The 26,399-nt window shown below is 50.8% G+C and carries 20 protein-coding genes; 13 read left to right on the top strand and 7 right to left on the bottom strand.

The genetic code is table 11. The features are described from left to right. Nucleotides 1-79: 79 nt before the first annotated feature. On the top strand, nucleotides 80-895 hold the full coding sequence (locus tag ACFSSA_RS14565) for a hypothetical protein (protein ID WP_386821314.1): 816 nt from the start codon (nucleotides 80-82) through the stop codon (nucleotides 893-895). Between the two features lie 16 nt (nucleotides 896-911). Here the strand turns inward: ACFSSA_RS14565 and aroE are convergent, their stop codons facing one another. Then, nucleotides 912-1,805: a shikimate dehydrogenase gene (gene aroE / locus ACFSSA_RS14570; protein WP_386821315.1), complete on the bottom strand. Its 894-nt coding sequence runs from the start codon at nucleotides 1,803-1,805 to the stop codon at nucleotides 912-914. Between the two features lies 1 nt (nucleotide 1,806). Further along, complete coding sequence (locus tag ACFSSA_RS14575; protein ID WP_386821316.1) at nucleotides 1,807-2,520, bottom strand: type I 3-dehydroquinate dehydratase; 714 nt, start codon at nucleotides 2,518-2,520, stop codon at nucleotides 1,807-1,809. A gap of 156 nt (nucleotides 2,521-2,676) precedes the next feature. Here ACFSSA_RS14575 and ACFSSA_RS14580 point away from each other — a divergent pair, with 156 nt between their 5' ends. The 6 genes from ACFSSA_RS14580 to ACFSSA_RS14605 all read left to right on the top strand — a co-directional run bounded on the left by ACFSSA_RS14580 (nucleotide 2,677) and on the right by ACFSSA_RS14605 (nucleotide 10,736). Further along, the gene (locus ACFSSA_RS14580; RefSeq protein WP_386821317.1) at nucleotides 2,677-3,303 is read left to right on the top strand and encodes an Amuc_1102 family pilus-like protein; all 627 of its coding nucleotides are present in this window, start codon (nucleotides 2,677-2,679) and stop codon (nucleotides 3,301-3,303) included. A gap of 69 nt (nucleotides 3,304-3,372) precedes the next feature. Next, on the top strand, nucleotides 3,373-5,226 hold the full coding sequence (mul2B, locus tag ACFSSA_RS14585) for an Amuc_1101 family PilM-like pilus complex protein (protein ID WP_386821318.1): 1,854 nt from the start codon (nucleotides 3,373-3,375) through the stop codon (nucleotides 5,224-5,226). Nucleotides 5,227-5,260: 34 nt separating this feature from the next. Then, entirely contained in the window at nucleotides 5,261-6,238 is a 978-nt protein-coding gene (locus ACFSSA_RS14590; protein WP_386821319.1) for an Amuc_1100 family pilus-like protein, read from the top strand. An 18-nt stretch (nucleotides 6,239-6,256) separates the two neighbouring features. Continuing rightward, complete coding sequence (locus ACFSSA_RS14595; RefSeq protein WP_386821320.1) at nucleotides 6,257-7,312, top strand: Amuc_1099 family pilus-like system protein; 1,056 nt, start codon at nucleotides 6,257-6,259, stop codon at nucleotides 7,310-7,312. A gap of 92 nt (nucleotides 7,313-7,404) precedes the next feature. Next, nucleotides 7,405-10,011 carry an Amuc_1098 family type IV pilus outer membrane protein gene (locus tag ACFSSA_RS14600; protein ID WP_386821321.1) on the top strand — a complete coding sequence of 869 codons (2,607 nt, stop codon included), beginning with the start codon at nucleotides 7,405-7,407 and terminating at the stop codon, nucleotides 10,009-10,011. Nucleotides 10,012-10,274: 263 nt separating this feature from the next. Further along, entirely contained in the window at nucleotides 10,275-10,736 is a 462-nt protein-coding gene (locus ACFSSA_RS14605) for an RNA recognition motif domain-containing protein (RefSeq protein ID WP_386821323.1), read from the top strand. A gap of 78 nt (nucleotides 10,737-10,814) precedes the next feature. On the opposite strand, the gene alr is transcribed toward ACFSSA_RS14605, so the two are convergent. Further along, nucleotides 10,815-11,912, bottom strand: coding sequence for an alanine racemase (alr, locus tag ACFSSA_RS14610; protein ID WP_386821324.1), 1,098 nt, complete (start codon nucleotides 11,910-11,912; stop codon nucleotides 10,815-10,817). A gap of 118 nt (nucleotides 11,913-12,030) precedes the next feature. Here alr and ACFSSA_RS14615 point away from each other — a divergent pair, with 118 nt between their 5' ends. The 4 genes from ACFSSA_RS14615 (at nucleotide 12,031) to ACFSSA_RS14630 (ending at nucleotide 20,766) form a co-directional block, all read left to right on the top strand. Further along, nucleotides 12,031-15,111, top strand: a complete 3,081-nt coding sequence (locus ACFSSA_RS14615) for a S41 family peptidase (protein ID WP_386821326.1) — start codon at nucleotides 12,031-12,033, stop codon at nucleotides 15,109-15,111. A gap of 113 nt (nucleotides 15,112-15,224) precedes the next feature. Further along, nucleotides 15,225-16,130: a YitT family protein gene (locus ACFSSA_RS14620; RefSeq protein ID WP_386821327.1), complete on the top strand. Its 906-nt coding sequence runs from the start codon at nucleotides 15,225-15,227 to the stop codon at nucleotides 16,128-16,130. 93 nt (nucleotides 16,131-16,223) lie between these two features. After that, nucleotides 16,224-18,797, top strand: a complete 2,574-nt coding sequence (gene clpB / locus ACFSSA_RS14625) for an ATP-dependent chaperone ClpB (protein ID WP_386821328.1) — start codon at nucleotides 16,224-16,226, stop codon at nucleotides 18,795-18,797. A gap of 190 nt (nucleotides 18,798-18,987) precedes the next feature. After that, nucleotides 18,988-20,766: a sulfatase-like hydrolase/transferase gene (locus ACFSSA_RS14630; protein WP_386821329.1), complete on the top strand. Its 1,779-nt coding sequence runs from the start codon at nucleotides 18,988-18,990 to the stop codon at nucleotides 20,764-20,766. Nucleotides 20,767-20,811: 45 nt separating this feature from the next. On the opposite strand, the gene ACFSSA_RS14635 is transcribed toward ACFSSA_RS14630, so the two are convergent. Both ACFSSA_RS14635 and pgsA read right to left on the bottom strand, forming a co-directional pair. Then, nucleotides 20,812-21,216 carry a peptide chain release factor family protein gene (locus ACFSSA_RS14635; protein ID WP_386821330.1) on the bottom strand — a complete coding sequence of 135 codons (405 nt, stop codon included), beginning with the start codon at nucleotides 21,214-21,216 and terminating at the stop codon, nucleotides 20,812-20,814. Nucleotides 21,217-21,253: 37 nt separating this feature from the next. Further along, entirely contained in the window at nucleotides 21,254-21,847 is a 594-nt protein-coding gene (gene pgsA, locus ACFSSA_RS14640; protein WP_386821331.1) for a CDP-diacylglycerol--glycerol-3-phosphate 3-phosphatidyltransferase, read from the bottom strand. A gap of 100 nt (nucleotides 21,848-21,947) precedes the next feature. Between pgsA and gnd the strand changes: the two genes are divergently transcribed. After that, nucleotides 21,948-23,366, top strand: coding sequence for a decarboxylating NADP(+)-dependent phosphogluconate dehydrogenase (gene gnd / locus ACFSSA_RS14645; RefSeq protein ID WP_386821332.1), 1,419 nt, complete (start codon nucleotides 21,948-21,950; stop codon nucleotides 23,364-23,366). A 156-nt stretch (nucleotides 23,367-23,522) separates the two neighbouring features. Here the strand turns inward: gnd and ACFSSA_RS14650 are convergent, their stop codons facing one another. Next, the gene (locus ACFSSA_RS14650; protein WP_386821334.1) at nucleotides 23,523-24,371 is read right to left on the bottom strand and encodes an alpha/beta hydrolase; all 849 of its coding nucleotides are present in this window, start codon (nucleotides 24,369-24,371) and stop codon (nucleotides 23,523-23,525) included. 72 nt (nucleotides 24,372-24,443) lie between these two features. On the opposite strand from ACFSSA_RS14650, the gene ACFSSA_RS14655 reads away from it, so the two are divergent. Then, complete coding sequence (locus ACFSSA_RS14655) at nucleotides 24,444-25,322, top strand: hypothetical protein (protein WP_386821335.1); 879 nt, start codon at nucleotides 24,444-24,446, stop codon at nucleotides 25,320-25,322. Between the two features lie 99 nt (nucleotides 25,323-25,421). Here ACFSSA_RS14655 and ACFSSA_RS14660 read toward each other — a convergent pair whose 3' ends face one another. Then, nucleotides 25,422-26,186, bottom strand: coding sequence for a PEP-CTERM sorting domain-containing protein (locus tag ACFSSA_RS14660; RefSeq protein ID WP_386821336.1), 765 nt, complete (start codon nucleotides 26,184-26,186; stop codon nucleotides 25,422-25,424). Between the last annotated feature and the right edge of the window lie 213 nt (nucleotides 26,187-26,399).

Consider the following 26,399-nt stretch of genomic DNA (forward strand, 5'->3'; position numbering starts at 1 on the left):
GCGGAAATCGGTCAGAAAAAGACATCAAAAGAACATTCTTCTCAGAGTGGTTCTGGTTTGGACATGTCTATTACTCCTCGTGGCTGGTCTGATCTATAATTTCAAGAATCAGGATCAGCCGAGCGTGGATGGAGCACACGCCCGGACGATGGCCGAGGGAACTTTAGCTGATGAAAGAATCAGCCTACTCAATGAGGCGCTACCTCAATGTAGCAAAATGCTGGAAGGTTTTTTTACCGCCGGAGCCCCGGAATCCCGGAATCAATTCGTTTACCAGCCGATCGAGAATGCGGCAGCGATGGCCAGGTTTTACGCGCTCAACCCTTTTCCGAAAGTCAATCTTGGAAAACTCCGCAGGCAGAATCAGGAAATGATTCATGTGAATGGTGAGTGGATGGTCCTTACCCGCTGGAATGAAGACACTCCGGACGGTCAGACATTCGACGCCATTTTTAGAAAAGAAGGGGAAGACTGGAGGCTGGATTGGCGACATCTCAGCCATTACAGCGACTTTCCCTGGGTGCTGTTTTTAGCCGGTGAGGGACCCGATGTCGCAGAATTTCGGTTGCTTGCGAGGAAACGTTTGTCGCAGGACCCCCAAAATACGAACACCGGCAAGTTTTTCATCACCTTGGCGGCACCCGAGTTCGGGTATCCGATGAAGGTGATCTCCGAGTCTTCGGAATTTGTTTTGAAGCAAAATAATCCGGACGGCGAATTGCTCTCAACCGCCTTCGACAGCAATTTGCAAAGTAGGAAAATTTTGGGCAGCTCCGTGGATACTCTACAAGCGGAAGGCTGGTTGACTGTCCGGGTGAAAGTCAGGCGGGATACCGGCAGCGGGATCAAGAGTTTTCACTTGGAGAAACTATTCGCATGTGATTGGCTCAATTGAAATCCGGCAACACGGCTTATTTGCCCGTTTGCATCGCCTGACGCATATAAGAAAGCGGATCGGTTGCCGGGAACCAATGCTGGAAAGCAATCGCTCCTTGATGAATCAATAAGCTCAATCCGTTGTCCGTCCTACATCCGGCTCTTTTTGCTGAAGCCAGGAAAGGCGTTTCGGCAGGTTTGTAAATCGTATCATACGCACAATGGTCTGCTCGCATATAGCTTCCCGGAATCACTTCAGCATCATCGGGTTTGAGACCTAATGATGTAGTCTGGATCAATAGCCGGGCTGCGTGGCAGTGAGCTTCCAGAGAGGGGTCCTGGAAGGTCAGTGCGTGGAAGCGAGTCTCTGGAGAGAGCAATTCCAGCCGTGCGACCAGTTTATGGATTTTGTCGAGGCTCCGGTTGACCAGGGTAAGCTCGGCGGGTTTCTGCAACGCGCATTGGCTTGCAATCGCCTGGCCGGCCCCTCCGCCGGCACCAAGCACCAGGCAATGGATGTCACCAAGGTGCAAATCGAAAGCCTCCTTTATTGCCTGCATGAAGCCGGGACCGTCGGTATTGTGGCCGATGATTTTTTGATTATCAAAAACCACCGTGTTCACCGCTCCAAGAATCTCCGCTTGAGCAGAGACTTCGGAACATGCTGCCATCGCCTCGAACTTATGCGGAACAGTCACGTTGCACCCGATAAAATTCAGTTCCTGCATCAACGAAAATGCCTTCTGAAGCTCGCCGGGTTCGACTTCGAGCCGCACATACCGCGCGTTGATCCCGAAGGCGTCCAATGCCGGCTGATGTAGCTGGGGAGAGGCCGAATGGGAAACCGGGTAACCGAGGACTGCAAGCCTCGCGGGCTTCGGATCGCGACGGGTCTGTGCGATAGATTCGAGTGTGTATACTGGCAGCATATCAGTGGAAGGGATGAAGGGAATGGATGCAGTCGCGGAGCTGTTTGGCAGACCACTGGCCGGGAGCGGTTTCTGTTTTACCCACATATCCATAATTCAAGACACTTCCGGCCTGGGCGCAAAGCAAGCGCGACACGGGTGCCAACACGCCCATTCCCATGGTGGCCACCGGAATGGAATGCTCGCTGATTTGAAAATGGGCCAACGCTGTCAGATCATCCATGGTCCGGAGTTTTGCCGCGCACTTGAAAGCGGCCGCACCGGCTTCTCTGGCGATTTCCGCATGGGTTTCCAGCTTTTGACGTGATGGTAGCTGGTCGAAATCATGGTAAGAGGCGATCCATGGCACCCCGGCCGCGTTGGCAGCTGATATAACAGATGTCATACTGGACGCGTTCTTGGCTTCAATGTCGATCAGTGCCGCGTCGGCAATGGCTGCTTTCAGCATTTCCGCTCTCTCCCCGGTGTTGAAATCGAACGGAGAACCTTCGGAATGGCAGCGGGCGGTGAAAAGAAGTGGGAAAGGATGTAAATGCTTCCAAAGGTTGGAGCCCTTGGCTTCGAATTCGGGAAAAATCAAATCAAGACGAATTTCTGCAATATCACATTGCTGGCGTAGTGAATCCGGGGTCTCAGAGGCAATTGTTTGGCTATCTCCAAAGCTCCCGGCTACTAGGGATATAGGATTTTTGAAACTGAAAGACTGCGCTGGCATGCGTCTAGTGATGTGCTTGGCAGAGAGGTTCGTCAATGGCTAGGAGTGTGGTGAATGCGATTCTATCGGTTTACCTCAGAAAAATTTACTTCTTTCATCCTTTTATCTGGTCAACCCGACGTTTGATTACCTAGTTTTCAGTGAAACCCCAACTGTATGCGAAATATCCGACTTTCTTTCCTGTCCACCATCACTTGTGCCGCCTTTGGCCTTCTTCTGACCTCAGTTGCAAATGCTCAGGCATTCAAAGTAGAAGCGTCGAAACCAGCTTTCGATGATCTTCCTTCACCCGAGTTCAGCGGGGGTAAGCAGAAATCCTTCAAGCCGAAAGATTGGCTTGAGATCGAGGCTTCATTCACTGTCCAAATGTCCCCGGAGCCACCCTCCAAAACCGCCGAGCGGATTCTGGTTAAATGGTATATCGCCGTGCAGCATCCGGACAAGAAGGGCTCGTATCTTCTTCTTACCAAGGACATCACGCACGTGAACGTCCCATTGAACCAGGAAATCTTCTCATCCGTTTACCTCTCGCCGGCATCGATCTCGCGACTTACAGGAAGCGATCGTGGTGGAAAGGGAGCAGTCGAACTGGTCGGCTACGAAGTCCTCGTGAATGGTGAAAAGGTCGCTCAAGAGACCAATAAGAATAAAGTAGGTTGGTGGAACGCTGCCTCAGATAAAATCTCTCGTAGTGACTCGGTGCCTCTTTTGAATAAAGCGGAAACTCCCTTCTCCAATATGTGGTGGGACCGTTATGCGGAAATCCTGATCGAGAACCGCTAATCAGTGTTTTACTGAGTTCATCACCAAAATTTATTATCTTTACCAGATCCACTGTCCATTTTCCATACCATGGCTGATTCCCAGACTACCGTCGCCCTTAACATAGGTTCCCAACGCATTGGTTTGGCTGTTTTCGAAACTTCGAAGAACGGCAAATTGATCCTAAAAGGCTATGAATCCGAATCAATCAATGCCGATCCCGCGTTCGAAGCATCCCGTGATGCCCAGGTGCGAGTCGCTGTTGATGACCTCGTCAAAAAACTCAAAGTCTCCAAATCCAAAGTCCGCTATGCGATCTCTGGCCAGACTGTTTTCACTCGTTTTGTAAAACTACCTCCACTGCAGGACGATAACATCGAGCAGTTGGTGACCTTTGAGGCTCAACAACATGTTCCATTTCCCATCAACGAAGTAGTTTGGGATTATGAGCTCATTGAGGGCGAAGGGGAAAAGGAAGTCGTCATCGTTGCTATTAAGGCCGATGCTTTGGATGAAATTAACAAAAGCGTTAATGATTCAAGTCTTGCTACTGCAGAGGTGGATGTCGCTCCGATGGCACTCTACAATGCTTTCCGCGCTACCTACGGTGCTCCCGAAGAGTCGACACTGATCATTGATGTCGGCGCAAAAACAAGCAACCTCCTATATGTCGAAGGAAATCGTTTCTTCACCCGGAGTATCGCGATCGGTGGAGCATCGGTGACCGCGGCCATTGCCAAGGAATACAATATTTCCTTTGCTGATGCAGAACATCAAAAGGTCACGAATGGCTTGGTCGCTCTAGGTGGCGGACATACTGAGAATCTTGATGAGTCTGTTGCTGCACTTGCAATGGTCATTCGCAATGCTCTCACCAGACTCCCTTCTGAAATTGCTAGGACGACGAACTATTACCGTAGTCAACACGGAGGAAGCGCTCCGCGGAAAGTTCTCCTTGCCGGTGGCGGCGCGAATCTTCCTTACACTCTGGAGTTCTTCACGGAGAAACTCAACTTGCCGGTAGAGTTTTTCAATCCGTTAGGACAAGTCACCATCGGGAAAAACGTCGATACAGAGTTGTTGCAGCGGGAAGCTCATACCATGGGCGAGTTGATCGGCCTGGGACTGCGTGGTAGCGGTAAATCTACGATCAATATCGATCTGGTTCCGGAAGCCGTTGAGGTGAGCCGTGCGGCTGATCGCAGAAAGCCGTTTCTTATCGGTGCAGCGGTCTTGCTCGTGTCCGGGTTTGCCGCATGGGCGGCGTTTCAAAATGTCGCGGCTTCCAAGGCTGAAGATAGAAGACGCACCATGGCCGAGACCGAGGAATCCCTTGCTCCATTTGAAACCGAGATTCGGGGTCTTCTAAAGAAGGAGGAGGCTCTCAATAACGTCGCCAACAGCTACACCAATATCGAAGCTGATCATGCCTATTGGTTTAATCTACTTAGCGAGTTACGGGGAGCGTTTGCCAGCGATTCTGTGTGGATCACCAATATGGAACCCGTTTACAGCTACGAAACGTTTAGTGGAAAATCTCCCAAAACGGTGGTTAAACCCGTTGTAAATGCGGACTTTGCCAGCGAACAAGCTGGCAATAAAGGTTCCATTGCCCAACCGGCAAAGGTCGAAAATAATCAGGGCGGAGGCCGTAGGAATAACAGAAACCAGCCGCAAGCTGCGCCCGTTGGTTCCGCAACAGCAATCCTCGTTAAGGGATTCTGGAGAGAGAACGCTCAAAGTCAGGGAGTTGTATCCAATCTTTTAAAGAAACTCCGCGGAAACAGCGAGGTGTTCAATTTCCAAACCAAAGACGACAAAGGAAAGGAAGTCACATTGAGTGACGAACAGCTTTTGAAGATCAGCTCGGTGGGGCAGGACGGTGATCTTGGATTCCCGTTCGAGCTTATCCTTCCACTAGCAAGGCCGGTATCCGTCAAATAATTAACCCATCTATCTAGCTTTACATACCCAAATTATGAATTGGATAAAAAATAACCCTTTTGTTGCCATTTTGTCAGGGATTACCTTAGTCCTGTGCGCCATGCTCCTTTTCGTAGCTTCCAGGGGAGCTGCAAAATACGAGGCTGCTCAAGAAGGATTTGAGGAGGCCTATCAGAATGTCTCAAAATCGGAGAGTATTCCCCTTTACCCGAAGGCAGAGAACCGGGATGCGAAGCGGAAGGCCCTCGAAGACCATCGCGTCGCTATCGAAGGCTTGAGCAAATTGTTCGATAAATTCCGCCCCGAAAAGATCGAAAATATCTCAACGCAGGACTTCACCGTAAGATTGAAAGAGGCCAATACGGAAGTCTCCCAGGCTTTCGAAGATGCGGGTTGTGAACTTCCCGATGGTTTTTTCCTCGGTTTTGAAAGCTACCGCGATCAACTTGCGAAATCAGATGCCACTGGCGTTCTGAACTACCAGTTGGAAGGCGTGAAACATGCGTTGCTTGATCTCGCCGCTGCACGTCCCAGCCAGCTGATCAAGGTCTATCGCGAAGCGATTCCCGAAGAAAACGGAGGGCAGCCACAGATTGGGCCAAATGACGTGACCCGTAACTTTGGCTTTGAATTCTCGTTCAAGGGCTCTGAAGCTGCGGCACGCAAGTTCATCAGTTCTCTCGGTGATACAGATCCATACTACTACATCGTCCGGAGTCTTAAGATCGTGAACGAAAATGACGCTCCGCCACGTGTCTCTGATGCGAAGTTTGAAACCGCCAAAACAGCCGAAACACCGGAATCCAATGTGGATGACACATTCGGCGGTTTCGTTGTTCCCGGTTCTGAAGAGCCAGTTGAGGAAACACCCGCTGCAGCTCCGGAGCCAGCGGCTCCCGCTGCTGATTCCTCCCGCATTCTAGCTCAAGTTCTCGGTGGTGAAGAAGTGATCGTATTTGTTCGCTTTGACCTTACCATGTTTCTCCCATCCAAGGAGCTCCCGAAACCTTGATACAAACCCAAATTTAATATGTCCTGGATTTCTGAAAATTACGAAAAAGCCACTATTGGCGCGGCTGCTGTAGTCGCACTAGGTTTGGCATTTACTGGCTGGCAAAAACTTAATTCTGTCGAAGAGAACTTTAGTTCCGAAGCCAAAGGTGTAGGTGCCAATAACCCTGCGGTTGCAAATGCGGATCGTGTCTCGGTGGCCGAAGCTTCATTTAAACTCAATAGAGAATGGATCAAAGGTGAAGACGAGGGAAGACCCGTCGATCTCTTCACAGGTGTGCCGTTGTTTGTGAATAAAAACGATCTGAGTAACCCTGTCGATTTACCGGAGAGTGGGGATGTTCACGCGCCGATCCCTAACCAATGGTGGATTGATAATCGTATTGACCCGGGCTTTGGCGATTCGCCGCAGCGCGATGCCGACGAGGATGGATTTTCCAACTTGGAAGAATTTACAGCTAAAACCGATCCGAATGATAAAAGGAGTTATCCAAACCTGGTTTCCAAGTTGAAGTATTCCAGTGATAAAGCTGTGCAATGGGTTTTGAGACCCGGTTTCGAGGCTGATGGTGGAAGTTTCACCTTTGAATATAGTGATACAGCCGGAAATGCGAACAAGACGGGTGCCGCAAATCCTATTGCTCCCGGTCAATTGTTCTTCCTTGAGGAGCCTTTGAAGAACCGTTTTAAATTGATTGGTTCTGAGAAGCGGAAAGTGATGAATGAGAAAATCCAGGTCGAAGTGGATGTCACATTTGTCAAAATCGAGGATCAAAGACCCAATAAAAAAGGTATGACCTACGAAATACCTTCTCAGTTCCGCAAGCAGGAAGCCCGCAATTATTCCCACTATGATAGAACGGCTGTGCTCAGGCTCAATGCACTGGGTCAGGAAGGCCAGGATATAGAGGTCGAGGAGTATACGGAGTTCGCTCTTCCTCCAGGATCGCCGAATAAGCAGTATAAGCTTACCGAGGTTACAGAAGATCAAATTACGGTCGAATTTAAAGCTGAAGACGGCAAAACACAGACTTATAAGATCGGCAAAGGTGCCACAGGTCCTGAAACACCCTGAAAGTAGAAAAATAGTTAATGTTTCGAAAAAAGCTCTTTCCAAAACCCATTAAAATCTCCAAAACCTCACCGTTCCTTATGCAAAAAACGCCAATGTATAGCTCAAGTCGCACTGCCGTCGCGTTGATGGCCGTCGCTGCCACCATGCCATTTACGATCTCATCCGCTCAAGCAGGTGAGGGGTATTCCGGCATGAGCGGCCTCGCCCAACGTGAAATTATCCGCCGCCAAGAGGCTGTTGCCGAAGCCGATCGCCTCTTTCTCGAGGGTCGTGAAGCCTACGCCAAAGCGGATTATCAACAATCAGTTGATAAATATCGTCAGGCACTGAGCACACTCCCGGAAGCTCCGACCCTTTCCGATCGCCGGCAAAGTTACACGGAGCATCTCGGCGATGCCAGCGTTGCTCTTGCTCAACAGTTTCGCAAGGTAGGTAAATACGATGAAGCGCGGCAGCTGCTTGATGGCGTTCTCGCACCGGATGTCGATCCCGAGAATATTGCCGCGAAAACGGAACTCGGCTACCTCGATGATCCGATCCGCACGAACCCTGCGCTCACCTACGAACACACCAAGAATGTTGATGAAGTTCGCCGCGGAATTTACATGGCCCAAGGTAACTTCGATCTGGGTAAATATGACGCAGCCAAGAAAGATTACGAAAACGTGCTTCGCATCGATCCTTACAATACCGCGGCTCGTCGTGGTATGGAAAAAATCGCTGCCGCCAAGAGTGATTATTATCGTGCGGCTTATGATCAAACACGTGCTGAGCTCCTCATGCAGGTCGATCAAGCATGGGAGCTCTCGGTTCCTGCCGAACTGCCTAACTTCGGTCCTGGCACCAATAACGACAACCAACCCTCAGACGGTGTCGCTTATATTACGGAGAAACTTCGCCGTATCGTAATCCCTCGCATTGACTTCGAAGATACCACGGTTGAAGAGGCAATTGATTTCCTCCGCCTTCGTGCGGCAGAGCTTGATACTCTCGAGCTGGATCCTGCTAAAAAAGGCGTGAACTTCGTGATCCGCCGTCCTCGCAACAATGCGGTCGGTGGAGGAGATTCCGGCCTTGATGCTGCCACTGGTGATGCTCCGCTGCTTGGTGGGGGAGATCCTGGTGCATTGCGCATCAACGAGCTTCGGCTTCGTAACGTGCCCCTCGCTGTCGCACTCAAATACATCGGCGATGCGACCAAGCTCCGTTACAAAGTTGATGACTTTGCCGTTACGCTCGTTCCTCAGACTGAAACAGGTGAAGATCTCTTCACCCGCACTTTCCGCGTCCCACCAGACTTTGCAAGTATGCTGAACTCCGGCGGCAACGCTGGCGGTGGTGGTGGCGATGTTGATCCATTTGCTGATGCTGGCGGTGGAACCGGTGGTAGTCTTCAGGCACGCCCACCAATTATTGAACTCCTCAAACAATCCGGTATCGATTTTGCCGACGGCAGCTCTGCGACATTGGGTGCTGGTGGAAGTCTTCTCGTTACAAACACACCTTCCGAACTCGACAAGGTTGAACAGTTGGTCGATGCCTTCGCAAACCAACAACCCAAACAGGTCAAGATCACGACCAAGTTCGTTGAAATTTCCCAAGAGAACAATGACGAGCTCGGATTTGACTGGATCGTCACTCCGTTCGGTCTTTCTGCAAACAGTGTGTTTGGTAGTGGCGGAACCGTAGGAAATGGTGGCGCCCGGACCGGTGCCGATTTTGTCAGCCCAATTAATGGAACTTCGATTCCAGGTATTCCTGCAGGAACCGACCAAGTCAGTAACATCGTTACGAGCGGTCTCCGCAGTGGTGACCAAGCGATCAACCGGAACAATATCGATGCCATCCTGAATAACCCGAGCCGCACTGCGCAGACTGCCAATGTTGCTCCTGGTATTCTCGGTCTAACAGGTCTTTTCTCTGATGGACAGGTGCAGGTGATCATGCGCGGTCTTGCCCAGAAAAAGGGCACGGACCTGATGACAGCTCCTTCCGTTACCGCTCGTTCGGGACAGAAGGCAACGATTGAGGTGATTCGCGAATTTATCTACCCAACCGAATACGAGCCCCCTGAACTTCCAAACAGTGTTGGAACAAGCAGCGGTAATGGACTCCTTGGCGGAACAACTGGTAGCTCCAGTGGTAGTTTCCCTGTGACTCCGGCAACGCCGACTGCTTTCGAAACAAAGAATACAGGTGTTACCCTCGAGATTGAACCAACCATCGGTGAAAACGATTTCGTAATCGATCTCCGTTTCCTCCCGGAAATTGTGGAATTTGAAGGATTCATCAACTATGGTAGTCCGATTCTTTCGCCTTCGACTGACTTGTTCGGAAATGCTGTCAATGCGGTGATCACCGAAAACCGCATCGAGATGCCCGTTTTCTCGAAACGTAGCGTAAGCACCTCGCTCACTATCTATGATGGCTACACAGTGGCTGTTGGTGGTCTGATGCGTGAAGATGTGCAAAACGTAGAGGACAAGGTGCCTATTCTTGGTGATATTCCTGTCATCGGGCGTCTTTTCCAGACCAAAGGAGAAAACCGTATTAAGAGCAATCTGATCATCTTTGTTACCGCTCAGATTATCGATGCGACAGGTCGTCCACTGCGTGGCGCTGACGCTGCAGGTTCTGTGCCTGTCTCTACTGGAGATCTCGGTGAAGGCGTTCTCCCTCCGCTGGATCTTCCTGAGTAAGATTTGGATACGAAGCGTTTTTGAGAAGGGTGGGAGATTTTCTCCCACTCTTTTTTTTTGGAGGCATACGATGCGATTAGTTTCTAAAAATTCATTTTTTTATGGCTTTTTTGCTGAAAATGAAATCTTGCCAAAATCTTATATATCGAATAATTGGATTCTGTTGTTACGGCATTCATGCGTGGCAACGCGCTTCGTCCGGTCCCTTACGCCATGGTCTCGGGAAGTGTTGATTGTAATGGCGTGATTTAAAGAATACTAAAATGGACATTTATGTGGGCAACCTGCCCTACACCGCTACCGAAGAGGAAGTTACAGACCTTTTCGCCCCATACAGCCCTGTTGAACGGGTTAAAATCATTACCGATCGTGAAACAGGCCGCTCAAAAGGCTTCGCATTTGTGACCCTCGGTGATCAAAGCCAATTGAATGCTTCGATTGAAGCTCTGGATGGGCAGGATTTTCAAGGACGTGCGTTACGCGTGAATGCGTCCGAGCCAAAAGAGCCTCGTTCCGGTGGATTCCGTGGTAATGGCGGTGGCGGTAACAGTGGCGGCGGCTACGGCGGAGATCGTCGTGGCGGTGGCGGTGGCGGTTACGGCGGCGAGCGTCGTGGCGGTGGCGGTTACGGCGGAGATCGTCGTGGCGGTGGCGGTTATGGCGGAGATCGTCGTGGCGGTGGCGGCTATAAAGGTGGCCGTAACAATAACGACGATTGGGGTTAATTTCCTGCTAGCTTGATCAATTTCAAAACATCCATCTTCTTACGAGGGTGGATGTTTTTTTTATAATCTTCCGGAAATTCATGGGAGGTAGATTCGTTCTACCCGTGGGGTGATCCCTGTGAAAACCTCCCATACGATCGTTCCCGCGTGTTCCGCCACTTCCATTGCAGGAATATTTGTCCCGAAAAGTTCAACTTCTGCGCCTGATCGGATGGAACTGTCGTCTGGAAGTGCAACCATTAGTTGATCCATAGTCACTCTTCCTAAGATAGGGTAACGTTTTCCATCGATAAAAACCTCGGCTCCTTTTCCCGAAACCTGTCGAGGATATCCATCTCCATAACCAATACCAACGGTTGCGACTTTCATCGGTCTTGGGGTGATGTAACTACGACCATAGGAGATGCTATGACCCTTTGGAACGGTTTTCACCATGGTAACCCGGGACTTCAGGGACATCACTGTTTTAAGCTTCTGTTGAAACGAAGTAATAGGCGAAACGCCATAGAGCATTAGCCCGGGCCTTGCTAGGTTGCAACCTGCGTTAGGGTAGGCGAGTATCCCTGCGCTATTGGAAAGATGGCGCCAGCTGAATTGTTTCTCGCCTCCTAGGTCATCGATCACCTGTCGAAAGCTCGCAATCTGACAATTTGTGAAGTCCTCGTCTTCATCAGATGAGGAAAAATGGGATGCGATACCCTCAATATTCAAATGTCGCATAGCGCGTAATTCTGCGATCTGTTCCACGATTCGGGAGGGCAGAAAACCTCCGCGCCCCATTCCTGTGTCGATGGCGAGATGGACATTGAGAACTTTCCCGTATTTGGCTGCGATACCGTTGAAGGCATCGGCTTCGGAAATCGTTGAAATACATGGTGTGATATTTCTAGCCACAATTTCTTCCCGCTCTTCGTCCCAGGTGGCTCCGAGAAGATAGATCGGTGTTTTCACTCCTGCATCGCGGATTCTCCGGGCCTCGCCGATATTGGCTACTCCCAGGAAATCGATGCCGGTTTGCTCGAGGAACTTTGAAATACGCTCGAGTCCGTGACCGTAAGCACCCGCTTTTACTACGGCCATGATTCCGCAACCGGAGGAGGTGCGGGCAGTTTCAAGATTTTTTCCAAGATTATTGAGATTGATTTCCACCCAAGCTCGGGGAGGAGAAATAGGCATATCTTTAGTGCTCACTTGCGAAAGGCTAGATGAGAGTGGCTGCTCTGCAAGCGTGTCATTTTGAAATTGTGATGAAGTTACCGCTTGCTGTAGATCAGCACGGAAGCTTGTTTGGGACATGCGTAATTTGCTGGCTGCTTTTTTACTGGGTTTGACGTCGGTCCTACATTCAGCAGAAACACCAATTTCCGGATTAGCCTGGCCATCGCTCTCTCCGGACGGGGAAACTCTTGTATTCGAGTGGCTCAATGATCTTTGGCTGGCTCCCAGCAACGGCGGAGAGGCGGTCAGAATACTGAAGCACCCATCGCGGGAAGCTTACCCGAGGTTCACACCGGACGGCAAAAGACTGGTGTTCTCATCCGAGCGTAGCGGATCTGCCCAGGTGTATTCGATAAAGATCGATGGGAGCGATTTACAGCAGCATAGCTATCATACCGAGGGGAATGTATTGGAAGATATTTCGCCTGATGGGTCTGAAGCAATTGTTCGTGGGATACGGCAGAATTCCGGATATAAGCCTACAAGATTACTCCGGGTGGATCTGACAAAAGAAAGTAGAGAAACTCTTCTTTTCGATGCAACAGCGCATTCTGTTTCAATCTCGCCGGATGGGAATCGCTACCTTTTCTGCCAGGGAGGGGAGCAATTATACCGAAAAGGTTATCACGGATCCAGAGCTGCGTGTGTCCATCTATTTGATTCAGAAGCCAACTCATTTACCAAAGTGATTGGCGGGGAATGGGAGACCCGCTCCCCATTGTGGCAGAGAAATGGAAACGGCTTTTACTATGTTTCCAACCGATCTGGCGTGTTCAATGTCTACGAGCATAAGTTTGAGTCTGCCAAAGATGCGCAGCTCACCTTTTTCGAGAAAAGCGGCGTGATTCTCCCCACTCTTTCTGCAAATGGGAAAGTGATGCTCTTTAGAGCTGGCCAGGAAGTTTACCGGCTCAAGTTAGAGGGCGGGAGGAATGAGCCGGACCTTCTCCATTTTTATACAAATGAATCCGTTCCGGCCCGCTCATCCCGAAAGGAAAGAGTGACCGGAACCTCCGGGGTGAGTTTTAGCAAGCGTGCGGACCGAATCGTATTTTCTGCCGCCGGTGATCTGTGGACGCTTGAAGGCGGAGCGGAAACCCCGATTCAACTAACCCAAAGCGATGCTCTTGATGAACGGGAGCCGGTATTGGGCCTTAAAGAGGAGTTTCTCTATTTTTTACGGGACAATGGTCTTGAGATGGAAATATGCAGAGCGGAATGGGACGATGGAAAAATCGGCCCGGCTGAGATTTTTTGGAAAAGCCTTTCCTCGATGAAATCGTTGAGATTGAGCCCGGACGGAAGTCGGTTGTCTTGGCTGGAAAGCACAGGAAATCTCGTCACAATGCCGACAGTTGGGGGAGAAGCAATCATTGTTCATAAGGGATGGGATATGCCGACCTATGATTGGTCTCCGGATGGGAGATGGCTTGCTGTTGCTGCAAAAGATGTGAATTCGAATAGAGACATTTTTCTCGTCTCCGCCGATGGCTCAATTGATTCTTACAATCTGACTCGCCACCCTGCCTTTGAGGGCTCTCCGAAGTGGTCACCGGATGGAAAATGGATCTCTTTTACCGCACGGCGGGGTCCCGATGAACTTTCACGGCTATGGGTTGCCGAGGTGGCTGCGCATCTCAGTGGTGGTGCCAGCGAACTCGATTTTGATGCTATTTCAGAAAGTATCCGCCCGGTTCCGACCGATATTAGTGAGCCAACGCGCTCAAACTGGGCCCCGGATTCGAAGGCTATACTCTTTCAAAGCCGCGATAAGGATGACGAGACCATCTACGCTATCGGACCGGAAGACGGAAAGGTTACCACGTATGCGAGCTTTCGGGGAATTCCCCATCATGCCAGAATCGATGGAGCTTCACTGTGGAGAATCGACCGCATACCGGCGGTGTTTCATGACGGTGAGCTGACGAAGTATCCGTTTTCGTTTTCCGTCACCCAGAACCGTAGCGCCCGTCTGCGTTTGGGCTTCAGAAAAATTTGGCGGACTCTTGCAGAGCGTTTCTATGATGAAACAATGAACCAGACGGATTGGGAATCCGTATTGGGTAACTACGAGGATGCAGCTGCGGAAGCACGCGATTCCCGTCAATTCGATCGAGTGGTAGCACAGCTACTGGGCGAACTGAACGCCTCACATCTCACTTTCAATACAAATCCATGGGGGGTCAAGGTTCTCTCGGACAAATTGAAGAATCCGACGGCCTTTCCGGGGATGAGCTTCACGAACAAAAAGGAGGGTCCTCTTACGATCGAAAAGGTCTTGGGAGGGTCACCCGTCGCGAAATTGCCGGATCCTCCACAACCGGGCGATGTGGTCTTGAGAATCGGTGGGAAATCCGTGGATGCTGGCAGTCCTTTGCATACCTTTTTCAACGGAGCCAAGGGACGTTCAATCCCGGTGACGATCCGAGCAATGGATGGCGAAGTAAGGACTTTCGAACTGATGCCTATTTCCTATGAGACGGCTCGTTTTCTTGACCGGGAGGAGAAAGTGGCGGCCGCAAAAAAGGCGGCCCGAAGGGGCGACTATCGCATCGCATATCTGCCTTTCCGGAAGATGAAAACGGATGATCTTCGTGAGCTTTCCACTTTGGTTTACCGGGCGTCCATCCAGGCTGAGGGTTTGGTCTTGGATCTGAGGGATAACGCAGGCGGAAGGGTGGCCGATGAGCTGCTGGCGCTGTTTTGCCAACCGGAACACACATTTACCATCCCGCGCGGTGGGCCGAGAGGTTATCCTACCGATCGGCGGGTGAGCCCGGCTTGGAATGGACCGATGGTGGTTCTTTGCAATGAGAACACTTTTTCAAATGCTGAAATATTCTGCCATGCCTTCAAACAACTGGGCCGGGGGAAACTCATCGGCAGGCCCACAAATGGGGGAGTGATTTCTGCCGTAAGCATCACGATCCCTGAGATGGGAAAACTACAGATCCCGTTCCGCGGTTGGTTTCATTCGCAGACCGGCAGGGATCTGGAGCTGAATGGGGCTGTCCCGGATATCGAGGTGGATTTCCCCCCCGGGGCGCAACAATCAGGGACAGACCCGCAGCTACAGGCAGCTTTGGAAAGCCTTACAGAGACCCTCCGCGAGTTGCCACCGATCGTGTCACCTGTTTTTAAGAATGATCCGAGATAAGGAGTGAAAAATCGGCACATATTCAGCTTTCTGTTGCAGGCAATAGGCAGCTGAAATAGTCTGGGGCACATGTGCCGACGGGGAAGCAAGCAACCAAGAATAGAATGATATTTGTGAAGATAAAAGAGTGGCTGTCAATGCGCCATCCCGTGCTGGAATGCTTGGTCACCTGTTTGGCGGGACTGCTATATGCAATTGCTCTTAAGTATTTCGTTTTCCCTTCAAAAGTGATTTTGACGGGATTCGAAGGGCTGGCTGCCGCGACGGCATATTATTTCGAAAATAGCTCCTTGTTCCTGTTGCTCTACGGGATTTCTCAGACGTTCCTGATCATTTTCGCCTTTGTAAAGATCAGCTGCGTCTTCGCACTCCGCACCTTGTTGACCGTTGGCACCGTGATGCTCGGTCTTGCACTTCTTCCGAATATGGAATTCGCAAGCCCAGAGTCCAGCAACGAGCGTATTATTTTAGTTTTGTTCGGCGGAATTCTGGCTGGCTTGGCGAAGGCGCTTTCACTGCGCATGCGGGGATCCACGGGGGATGAGGATATCCTCGGGGCATACTTTGCGATGCGTTATTTGAAACCAGTCGGGACGATCGCCATCCTGGCGGCAGGGGTTTCCACCTGTTACGGTCTTCTTTTGGACTATATCAAGACTGGGCAGATTGAGCTGATGGTTAATACTTTGATGTATACCAGTATTTATATATTTACCTCTGCAGAGACGTTGAACAACTTCTTCCGCAAATTCAAGCTGGTGCTCCTCACCGCCTTTGACAAGGAACCGAAGCGCCTCGGGAATGCCATTACTGCTGCGGCACCTCATCGGACATACACATTGCAGCAAGCGAAAGGGGGATTCAGCGCTGATACGTTCAACCTCGTTCGCACGGTCATCACCCATGAGGAACTCCCGGAAGTCCTGGACAATATCCAAAAGGAATGCCCGGACGCTTTTTGGTTTCATCATGATATCGAGGGGATTTCCAAGAAATATTACATCAAACCCATTGGTTGAAAATTCAGCGTATTTTGCGCGTTGAATCGCAGAAAGTGCGTTGCCCGCAATGGAATGCGGGGTATATACTAGTGTTATAATTCAATTACGATTATGGCATTAGACAAATTGACTCAAAAACTTCAGGAGGCTCTTCAGTCTGCGCAAGGAATTGCCTCGAAATCCTCTCATCCAGAGCTAAAAAGCGCACATGTGCTGCTGGCACTTTTGCAACAGGAAGGTGGAATTGCGGTGCCAATTTTACAAAAGGCCGGAATCGATACCTCGATGCTCAAGGCTGCTGTTGCCGCTGCGCTTTCTAGGGAAGTGAGTGTGCAGGGTGCCTCGACGCAACCGCAGATCAGTGCGGGACTTCGAGCTACGCTGGATGAAGCTGACAAAATCCGCGAGAAGATGTCGGATGATTTCTTATCAGTTGAACATTTTTTATTAGGCTCTTTGAAAGGGGACTCTCCCGCAGGAAAGTTGCTGAGAGATGCAGGGCTGGATGAGAAGAAAGCCGAAACTGCGGTGAAAGAAATCCGCGGATCACAGAAGGTTACCGACGCGGATCCCGAGGGAAAATACCAGACCTTGGAGAAATACGGAACCGATCTAACCGCACGGGCGAGAGCTGGCAAAATCGATCCGGTGATAGGCCGCGACCATGAGATCCGGCGCGTGCTCCAGGTTCTTTCCCGCCGGACGAAAAACAATCCGGTGCTTATCGGCGAACCGGGTGTAGGTAAAACAGCCATTGTCGAAGGCCTCGCCCGGAGGATCGTTTCCGGGGATGTCCCAGACTCCATGAAAGACAAACGCGTAGTGACAATGGATCTGGGCGGGATGCTGGCAGGAGCTAAATTTCGCGGTGAATTTGAGGAGCGCCTGAAAGCTTTCCTGAAGGAAGTCACCGAGGCGGAAGGAAAGATTATTCTATTTATCGATGAGCTCCATACCATCGTAGGTGCCGGTGCCAGCGAGGGAGCGGTAGATGCGTCTAATTTACTCAAGCCACAGTTGGCTCGTGGCGAGCTGCATACGATAGGAGCCACCACACTCGACGAATACCGGAAATATATTGAGAAGGACGCCGCACTGGAGCGTAGATTCCAACCTGTTTCCGTAGGAGAGCCATCCGTGGAGGATACGGTGGCGATTTTGAGGGGACTGAAGGAAAGATATGAAGTCCATCACGGTGTCCGAATCCAGGATGGGGCGATTGTTGCCGCAGCCGTCCTATCAGATAGGTATATTTCCGACCGCTTCTTGCCGGACAAGGCGGTGGACCTAATAGATGAAGCTTCCTCCCGGTTGAAAATCGAACTCGATTCCATGCCGACCGAGATCGACGTGCTGGAGCGCCAGATCATGCAGCTGGAGATGGAGAAGAAGGCGCTGGAAAAGGAAACGGACAAGGCTTCCGCAGCCCGCCTGGAGAAAGTAAAAGAGGAGCAGGCGAATCTAAGGGAAGAATCTTCCGGAAAAATGGCTCAATGGAGAAATGAAAAAGCCATTATCGATCAAGTTCAACGGGCGCAGGAAAAAATCGATGCATTGAAGACCGAAGTTGAGAAAGCACAAAGAATCGGCGATCTGACACGCGCATCCCAGATAACCTACGGCGACCTGCCAGGCGCTCAAAGGGAACTGGAAGAAGCGCAGGAAGGCTTGGCGAATCTCCAGAAGAATGGTGCGATGCTTAAAGAGGAGGTGACGGAGGAAGATATCGCACGCGTGGTTTCCTCCTGGACTGGGATACCGGTGAACCGTCTACAGGAAGGAGAGAAGCAGAAACTCGTATCGATGGAGACACGCCTTGGGGATCGGGTAGTCGGTCAGAAAAAGGCTATCAAAGCGGTTGCAAACGCAGTGCGCAGAGCACGTGCGGGTCTGCAGGACGAAAACCGACCGATCGGTTCGTTTCTTTTTCTCGGCCCCACCGGTGTCGGCAAAACCGAGCTTTCAAAAGCTCTTGCGGAATTTTTATTCGATGATGAAGGCGCAATGGTGCGCATCGATATGTCTGAATATATGGAGAAGCACAGCGTTTCCCGCCTGATCGGGGCTCCTCCGGGGTATGTCGGATATGATGAGGGTGGCCAGCTCTCGGAACATGTGCGCCGCAAACCTTACTCTGTGGTTTTGTTTGATGAGATCGAGAAAGCGCATCCGGATGTTTTCAACGTGTTGCTCCAGGTCCTGGATGACGGTCGTATCACCGACGGACAGGGAAGAACCGTGGATTTCAGAAATACCGTGCTGATTATGACATCAAACATCGGTTCCCAACATATCTTGGGCGAAGAAAACGCCGAGCAACGGGAAGCGGCTGTGATGGAAGCGCTGCGCGGGCATTTCAGACCGGAATTTATCAACCGGATCGATGAAATCGTAATTTTCGACAGGCTGGACCGGGACGATCTGACGACTATAGTCGACCTTCAGCTTGATAGGGTGCGCAAACGTCTTGCCAAGCAAGGGCTCGGTCTTTCGCTGTCGGAAGAGGCGAAGGAATTTGTCGGAAACCAAGGTTACGACCCTGTCTATGGAGCACGTCCCCTGAAGCGTGCGATTCAACATCTGATTCTGGATCCTTTAAGCCTGGAAGTCCTGGAAGGAAAGTTTGTCGATGGCGATGTGATTCATGTCAAACAGGAGGGCGGGGCTCTGGTTTTCGAGAAATAAGGGCCTTTAGCCAGTCCAGACAGAACTAGACATGGACCATGATGGCCCGGATCGCGGAGGCTTCGTGACTACCGGGCAATTAACCTCGCCAATCGCCCCTTGTGCGAATTGTTGACAAATTTAGCGGAAAAGCCGGTTTTGGCGTAAAATTTATCGTTTTGTATGAGTATGCTACAAAACCATATCCTTTATGAAACCAAGCTTAATTCTTTTCCTGTTATCACTACCCGTGCTGGCTTCAGCCGAAAAGCCAAACGTCCTGTGGATTATTACCGATGACCAGCGGTTGGATTCCATCAATGCCTTCAACCGTATAACGATCGAAAATGAAGACAGTCCCTTGGGAAAGGTGGCTTCTCCGCAGGTTGATCGCCTGGCGGCCATGGGCACAACGTTTGTAAACAGCTTCAATCAGAATCCGGTCTGCGCACCCTCGCGGACCGCCATGCATACCGGCCGTTATTCCCATTCTTCAGGCGTCTACGGCTTCGATTATTATAGCGGAGCTGGGAAGGCACACTGGAGGCCAATGGTGCCGGAAGTGATGAAAGAGGCTGGCTACCGCACGGTCTCCGTAGGAAAGGGTGGCATCCGATATATTGCGGATCCAAAGAAAAAGGTGGTAGGAGCACCATACGAAGTGGATCTCGGGTATCTGAATGAATTCGCTGACGCCGGGAGATTTGACTGGGTGAAATCAATGGAGTGGAAGACCAAGATTGTGACAGATCGTTTCCGCTTTCCTGATGGCTCGGAGCTTACCTGGAGTTCTGACCCGGTTGCCCAACCTGATGACAGGGAAGAACTTACCAAGCGTTTGGATATCCTTCGGGAATACCCGCCCGGGAAAACCCATGATCAAGCGATCAACGCGGTGGATAGTATCATCGGCGGTATTAATCCCCAGCCACCGAACATGACCCGGGAGGCGAATTATGTGAAGGAGCTCATCAGTTATCTGAATTCGGATGAGAAAACATATACCACATTGAAGGGCAAAAAGGTTCCAACTATTGGCAAATCACCGGTTTTTGCACACATCGGTTTCGATTTTCCCCATACTCCGGTCTTGCCGCCTGCAGAATTCCGTGAGCGTTTTCGAAATCTCAAATACAAGGTGCCGGAGTTCACGGAGCAGGAAATGGCGAGCTTCACCCCGCAGCTCAGGAAACTTTACGCGGGAATCGGAAGCAACCATTTCCCGGACGAGCACAAGCAACAGATGATTGCCGATTACTATGCGCTTTGTGCCTATGGGGACTCATTGGTAGGCCAAGCGGCGGATGCATTTATCGAGTATTCTGAAAAAAACCAGCAACCATGGCTTATTTTATATGTTTGCGGGGATCACGGCTGGAAGCTCAACGAGCATGGTATGATCGCAAAATCGAGCCCATATGACATCGATTTGCACAATCCGATCATCGTTGTTTCATCCGATAAGAAGAAATTTCCGGCTGGCAGGGTCGTGAAGGATTTCACCTGTTTTGTGGATATGGCGCCGACATTCTTTGCCGCCGCTGGCTACGATTTATCCGATAGCAGATTTGATTATCTCGATGGTAAGGATCTAGGGCAGGTCAGCGAAGGCAAGATCCCGGCAAGGGACTATATTATATCCGAGCCGACGCCATTGGTTGTGATCCGGACAAAAGACTACAAACTGGCGTTGAAGATTCGGGGGGGCAAAAATATTGGCTCGATGCTGAAAGCGGATCTGGAAGATCTGGAACCGATTTTCTTCGATCTGCGGAATGATCCCGAGGAATTATACAATCTGGCTTCAGATGTCTATTATCGCCCGGTCATTGATGCCATGAGAACAAAGTTGCAAAACATCGTTCTGGGCGACGGCCGGGTGGAGTGCAAGTGGACCCGAGAAGGCGGGGAACCTGTTTTTGTAAGCAATTTCGCGCCGGGAGCGGATGACGGTAAGCTGGAATTACCAAAACTACCGGCGAAGCCATGATTCCTCTCGCGTAGCTTTCCCCGTCTTTTGGGGAGGAAGCTGGGTTTACTCGGATGGCGGGCGGCGGAGTTCTTTCTTTTTGGAAAGAGCCCGCTTGTCGGCGACAGATCTTTGCTTGGAGCGGCGGGATCTTCGACGCTTTTGACGGCGCATTCTCTCGATCGCTTGATTTTTCGCCGTTGCTTTGCCGTTGAGGATCGCGTCCATCTGGTCACACAGTTCCCGGCGTGCGAGAAACCGATTCATCTCGCGGGAGCGCTCTATCTGGCATTTGATGGCAATCCCGCTGGGTTCGTGTTTGAGAAACACGCAGTTGGAGGTTTTATTGATTTTTTGCCCGCCGGATCCGGAGCCTCTGACAAATTTTTCCGTCAGATCCTCCTGCCTGATCCCGAGCTTTTCCATACGTAGCTCCAGTGCCAAAAATTTGTCTGGAGATGGGAAACTCATCGAATTTTGAGAGAATTGGGGAGGGCTGGAGATACGATTAATGGCCCTTCAGCAAATATCGGGAGGACCAGACATAGTTCCAACCGGAAATTACGGTAAGCGCCACCGCTAGAAAAAGAGTGATGGGTAGTAGCCAGGCACCATCGCCCCATGGCTTGGTGAGTGTGTGGAAAATGGCAAGACCGGAAGGAATTTTTTCCATCGTCTCCAGCGTCAACCAGATAAGACCGGAAATAAGATAGGTGAGCTGGAAGGTGGTTTTCCATTTCCCGAGATTGTCAGCAGCTAGCACCTGGCCGGCCTCAACTGCAATCTGCCGGAGCCCCGTCACGAGAAACTCGCGGCTGATGATCAAAGCGGTAATCCATACGGGACATAGACCTTTGGAGGTGAAGAAAACGAACGCAGAACAAACGAGAATCTTGTCCGCCAGGGGATCGAGCAGCTTGCCGAGGGGTGTAACAAGATTCATTTTCCTGGCTAGCCAACCGTCGAGAAAGTCACTGGCTGCCGCGATGATAAACAAGCAAAGCGCTGTGAAATGCCCCCATGTGCTTTCCCAAGCAACAAAGATGACAAAGCCCGCGGTAAGAAAAAGACGAGAGAGGGTGATCGCATTTGGTAGGTTCACGCTGGGAATGTGAGAAATTGATGGAGAAAAGGCAACAAGGGGTTGCACTCAATCTCAGTCTCTCCTAAATCGGTGCCACCTAAATTTACGGGTAATTACTATGAGCAACAGTGACTTTGGACTAATTGGACTGGCCGTTATGGGCCAAAACCTTGTTTTGAACGTAGAATCAAGAGGCTTTCAGGTTTCTGTCTACAACCGCACAACGAGCGCGATGGAAGAATTCATCGCTAAGCACCCGGACAAAAAACTTGTCGGTGAAGCAACTTTGGAAGGTTTCGTCCAGTCGCTGGCATCTCCGCGTAAAATCATGATCATGGTAAAAGCCGGTGGTCCTGTCGATGCGGTGATCGAGTCGCTCATTCCACTGCTTGATAAAGGCGATATCATCATCGATGGCGGCAACTCTCTCTACACTGATACCGAACGCCGTGACAAATGGCTTGGCGATCTCGGCTTCCGTTTCATCGGCGCCGGTGTATCCGGTGGAGAAGAAGGGGCGCGTAAAGGCCCGTCCATTATGCCCGGAGGCCCCACCTCCACTTGGGATGTCATGAAACCAATTTTTGAGAGTATTTCCGCCAAAGTCGACGGTGAACCATGTGTGACCCATATCGGCACAGGTGGTGCAGGTCACTATGTGAAAATGATCCACAACGGTATCGAATATGGCGATATGCAGCTCATTTGTGAGGCATATAGCATTTTCAAAAAAGCTGGCTTCACTCCGGCGGAGCTTGCAAAGGTCTTCACCGACTGGAACAACGGCGATCTGGAGAGTTATCTCATCCAGATCACTGCTAAAATCTTCGAGCAAAACGATCCCGAGACGGGGGCTGCTCTAGTAGACAAGATCCTTGATACAGCCGGTCAGAAGGGCACAGGCCGCTGGACCCTCATCAATGCGGTGGAAAACGCGATCGTCATCTCTACCATCAACGCTGCTGTCGAGGCGCGTATCCTTTCCTCCATGAAGGAAAAACGTGTGGCAGCCAGCGAGTTTCTCAAAGGTCCGGACGTAGAGATCTCTCTGGAGAAAGCCGAGCTTGTCAAAAAGGTTCACGACGCCCTTTTCGCATCGAAAATCATTTCCTATGCACAGGGCCTGGATCTCATCGCCACCATGGGCGAGGAGAAAAACTGGGGTCTTGATCTTGGCAAGATCGCTGCGATCTGGCGCGGTGGCTGCATTATCCGTGCCCGCTTCCTCAACGATATCACGGATGCATACCGCAAGGATCCGAAGCTCAGCAACCTTATGCTGGCTCCGTTCTTTACCAACCTGCTCAACGAATTCCAACAAAACTGGCGTGAAGTGGTCTCGATCGCATCGCTCGCTGGCATCCCTGTGCCAGCATTCAGCGCATCGCTCGGGTATTATGATAGCTACCGTAGCGCAGTGCTGCCAGCTAACCTACTCCAGGCCCAGCGGGACTTCTTCGGTGCCCACACCTACGAGCGCACGGATAAGCCACGTGGAGAATTTTTCCACACAGATTGGCCGGAAGTCATCGGATAAGCTCAAAGCCTGTTACTCAAAAAAAAGCAGTCGGGAGAAATCTCGGCTGTTTTTTTTTATTTTGTGGTTTGTTGGAAGCTTATGTTTTCCCTCCCATGACAATCCGAGGAGGAAGCAAGCTTGGGATACTATCGCAAGATCAGCGAAGGATGGCAGCTAGTATTCTTCAGCCCGGGCCGGTAAAACACCTCGTTCTGTGAGGAAATGATCTGCCGTATTGATCGCCATCTCGAAATTCGAATGGCTGACATTGAAGTTGAAAAAGCTGTGTTCAGCTCCGATAAAATCGGCGATTTTGCACGAGTTTCTACGCCATCTCATGCGTCGGCTGAAACTTGCGATCTCATCAAAAGGGGTGACGCGATCAGATTTCCCGTGGATAAACAGCATCGGTGGCAATTTACTGCGGAGTAGACAGTTGGGACTGTGTTGTTTTGCGGATTTTTTGTCTGGGAAGCGCTCGGATAACTGTCCTTTGACTGTCGTGTTCACCAGCGCGCTGAAAAGCACCAAGGCCTTTGGGCGGAAAGGGACGGCCGCAGAGTCTTTTTCTTTACGCATGACGAGCAACAGAGCCAGGTAAGCCCCCCCGGCCGCTCCGGAGAAAACGACGTTTTCGATATCGATACCTAGTGTCTGGGCGTTCTCGCTGATCCACGCGATCGCCGCCTGCGAGTCCTCAATGGCCTCCAGAGGCCCGGTCTTATGTTTTGAGCCAACCCGATATTCGAACGTGATGGAGACCGCTCCGCGGCTGGCGAAATGATGGCAGTGCGGGACAAATTGGGTAACCATGGCCGCATCCCAGAACCCGCCGTGAAAGAAGACAACGGCAGGTCGATTGGTCTCCCCGGAATTTGCGGGAAAAAATACGTGTGCTAGTAAATCAATGCCATCTTGGCTTTTATACACGTAGCTGGAGGCGGATTTCAGAAGCTCCTTGTCACGGGATTCACCGATCGGGGCAACTTTTTGCAGGATATGGCTCATAATGAAAAAGCGCATCTACCGGGCAATTGTAAATGTGCTTGGATTTGTTTGTTGTGATTTGGGGGCACTTGTCCAATCGTTTCGGTCATGAAAACGTTTATTTTGGCATTTACCCTGATTTTGGCCGCTATCTGCAATGCCCAGGATGCTCTCCGGCCTGCGCTGGAGAAAACCTATACGCTTTGGCGCAATGCCCTGATCCAGAAAGACGCCCGTGTCTGGCAGATGGTGACCGCGGAACACAGGCAGGGAGAGGTAAGAAACCGTATCGTGTCTGAAAAATTGCCGTTTCCGGCGGCGGTTTTCGACCTTCCGGCGCCGCCTCCCAGCCTGAACGGTCTGAAATTTCTAGAGGCGAAGCAAAATGGGAGGACGGCCAAATCCGCCTATTTTGGTAAAGTGGACTTTGGTGTGGGTGGCGAACCTACCGACAACCTACTGGTCCTATCATTTGTGCAAGGGACAAGGGGGTGGCAATATAACAAGGCGGATTTCGTCAACCTAACCGCATTGCCCGAGGTTCGGAAAGAATTGGCGGCGGGTGATCTGGGTTATTTGGAAGGAGTTCCTGAAGCACAGCCATCGGGAGTGGTGCCACCGGCTCCGATTGCCGCGAATCCTGCGACAACGATCGCCAAGGTCTATGTTTTCTGCCCTGGACGAGAAGTGCAAGTGCAGGTCAATAAGATTAGCCGTCATCGTTTTGCCAATGCAAAGGATGCGGATATTGTGATCGGCGGAGCACGAAACGGTCAGAATGAGGTTCAATATGCGATCAAAAAACTCGAAGGAGGGACGGGAAAAGAGGCGTTGACCATCCGTGTCTATTTGATGTCGGAAGTGGCGGGTGTAAAACCGATAAAAGCTTTTGAGTATCAGATTCTGGAGAATGAGCCGTTCAAGCCATTTGGAACGGGTAATTTCGTGCTGGATCAAGCGACGATCTCCAAACTTTCCGGAAAATGAGCAAACGCACGCTCTTTTCTGTCCGTCTTCCAGCCTAAAAAGCTCCTGCCTTTATTGGCAGGAGCTTTACTGAAAACAAATCGGCTAGAGGCTGGGAAACTAGCGGCGACGGCGGATAAGTAGACCGCACATACTAAGACCGGCCAATATGGAAGTGCTGGGTTCGGGAACTACGTCGATGGTTGCCTGAGCATACCAGCGAGTGGTGTTCTTGTTAACCTGCGTCAGATCTTCAACATAGTTATCGGCCTGATCGTCCGCGTCCTGGGCAAGATTGACATATGCAAACGAAACGGTGTCTCCGACATTCAGGGTGACGTTTTCCAGAGTCGTTCTTCCATTTCCGCCAATAATTGAGCTGAGAATGTTTCCGTTGTGTAAAATAACGTGATCCCCATTGGTGGAATTCCCACCACTTCCTTCGGTATCAATAGTGGCAATCCCGGCTTCGCCAGCCTGGACGGTATAGGTAAGGATGGTGTAATGGCTTATTCCATCCGTAGACAAAAATGAATTTGTGCCACCATACACGTTTCCAGCACCATTTGTACTCGTATTAACGCTGACAGTCTGTTCGGAGCTATAGGTGACGGCTGCGTTTGCGACCGTGGAAGCAACTTTAAAGCCTGTATTGCCACTATTTGGAATTGGTTCCCAAGTGCCTCCCACGAGACTTTGGTTCGTCGGGTTCCAGCTGAAAGTCCAACCGGCAGGAAACTGAGAGGGGTTTGGATTACCTGCACCATTGCCTCCGGCATCCACCCATGCTCCGACATCCGCATCAAGATCAGCTATGATTGCCGCATGGGTCGGCAACGAAAGCGCCGTCACCGCGAATAGAGTGGAATGTAATATTTTTAGCATAATTATTTGGATTTTAGTTGGCGGAAATATGAAATATTCCCGAATTCTCCGAGGATACCTTTTTGGGTCAAAATCGACAAGGGACTTCCCTGAATTGTCAACAACCTACGCATCCTCAGTTTTTGCAATGATCCACCAAAACACCTAAATACAAAAAGGCCGGCGACCCGAAGATTGCCGACCTAAAAAATGGAACCATCCGAGATGGCAGGG

It is taken from the genome of Luteolibacter algae, from assembly GCF_042683045.1.
Lineage (GTDB): Bacteria > Verrucomicrobiota > Verrucomicrobiia > Verrucomicrobiales > Akkermansiaceae > Luteolibacter > Luteolibacter algae.

Excerpts from the sequence above, each read along its gene's own strand:
- aroE (WP_386821315.1), bottom strand. The coding sequence starts at position 1,805 with ATGCTGCCAGTATACACACTCGAATCTATCGCACAGACCCGTCGCGAT.
- ACFSSA_RS14575 (WP_386821316.1), bottom strand. The coding sequence starts at position 2,520 with ATGCCAGCGCAGTCTTTCAGTTTCAAAAATCCTATATCCCTAGTAGCC.
- ACFSSA_RS14580 (WP_386821317.1), top strand. The coding sequence starts at position 2,677 with ATGCGAAATATCCGACTTTCTTTCCTGTCCACCATCACTTGTGCCGCC.
- mul2B (WP_386821318.1), top strand. The coding sequence starts at position 3,373 with ATGGCTGATTCCCAGACTACCGTCGCCCTTAACATAGGTTCCCAACGC.
- ACFSSA_RS14590 (WP_386821319.1), top strand. The coding sequence starts at position 5,261 with ATGAATTGGATAAAAAATAACCCTTTTGTTGCCATTTTGTCAGGGATT.
- ACFSSA_RS14595 (WP_386821320.1), top strand. The coding sequence starts at position 6,257 with ATGTCCTGGATTTCTGAAAATTACGAAAAAGCCACTATTGGCGCGGCT.
- ACFSSA_RS14600 (WP_386821321.1), top strand. The coding sequence starts at position 7,405 with ATGTATAGCTCAAGTCGCACTGCCGTCGCGTTGATGGCCGTCGCTGCC.
- ACFSSA_RS14605 (WP_386821323.1), top strand. The coding sequence starts at position 10,275 with ATGGACATTTATGTGGGCAACCTGCCCTACACCGCTACCGAAGAGGAA.
- alr (WP_386821324.1), bottom strand. The coding sequence starts at position 11,912 with ATGCCTATTTCTCCTCCCCGAGCTTGGGTGGAAATCAATCTCAATAAT.
- ACFSSA_RS14615 (WP_386821326.1), top strand. The coding sequence starts at position 12,031 with ATGCGTAATTTGCTGGCTGCTTTTTTACTGGGTTTGACGTCGGTCCTA.
- clpB (WP_386821328.1), top strand. The coding sequence starts at position 16,224 with ATGGCATTAGACAAATTGACTCAAAAACTTCAGGAGGCTCTTCAGTCT.
- ACFSSA_RS14630 (WP_386821329.1), top strand. The coding sequence starts at position 18,988 with ATGAAACCAAGCTTAATTCTTTTCCTGTTATCACTACCCGTGCTGGCT.
- ACFSSA_RS14635 (WP_386821330.1), bottom strand. The coding sequence starts at position 21,216 with ATGAGTTTCCCATCTCCAGACAAATTTTTGGCACTGGAGCTACGTATG.
- gnd (WP_386821332.1), top strand. The coding sequence starts at position 21,948 with ATGAGCAACAGTGACTTTGGACTAATTGGACTGGCCGTTATGGGCCAA.
- ACFSSA_RS14650 (WP_386821334.1), bottom strand. The coding sequence starts at position 24,371 with ATGCGCTTTTTCATTATGAGCCATATCCTGCAAAAAGTTGCCCCGATC.
- ACFSSA_RS14655 (WP_386821335.1), top strand. The coding sequence starts at position 24,444 with ATGAAAACGTTTATTTTGGCATTTACCCTGATTTTGGCCGCTATCTGC.
- ACFSSA_RS14660 (WP_386821336.1), bottom strand. The coding sequence starts at position 26,186 with ATGCTAAAAATATTACATTCCACTCTATTCGCGGTGACGGCGCTTTCG.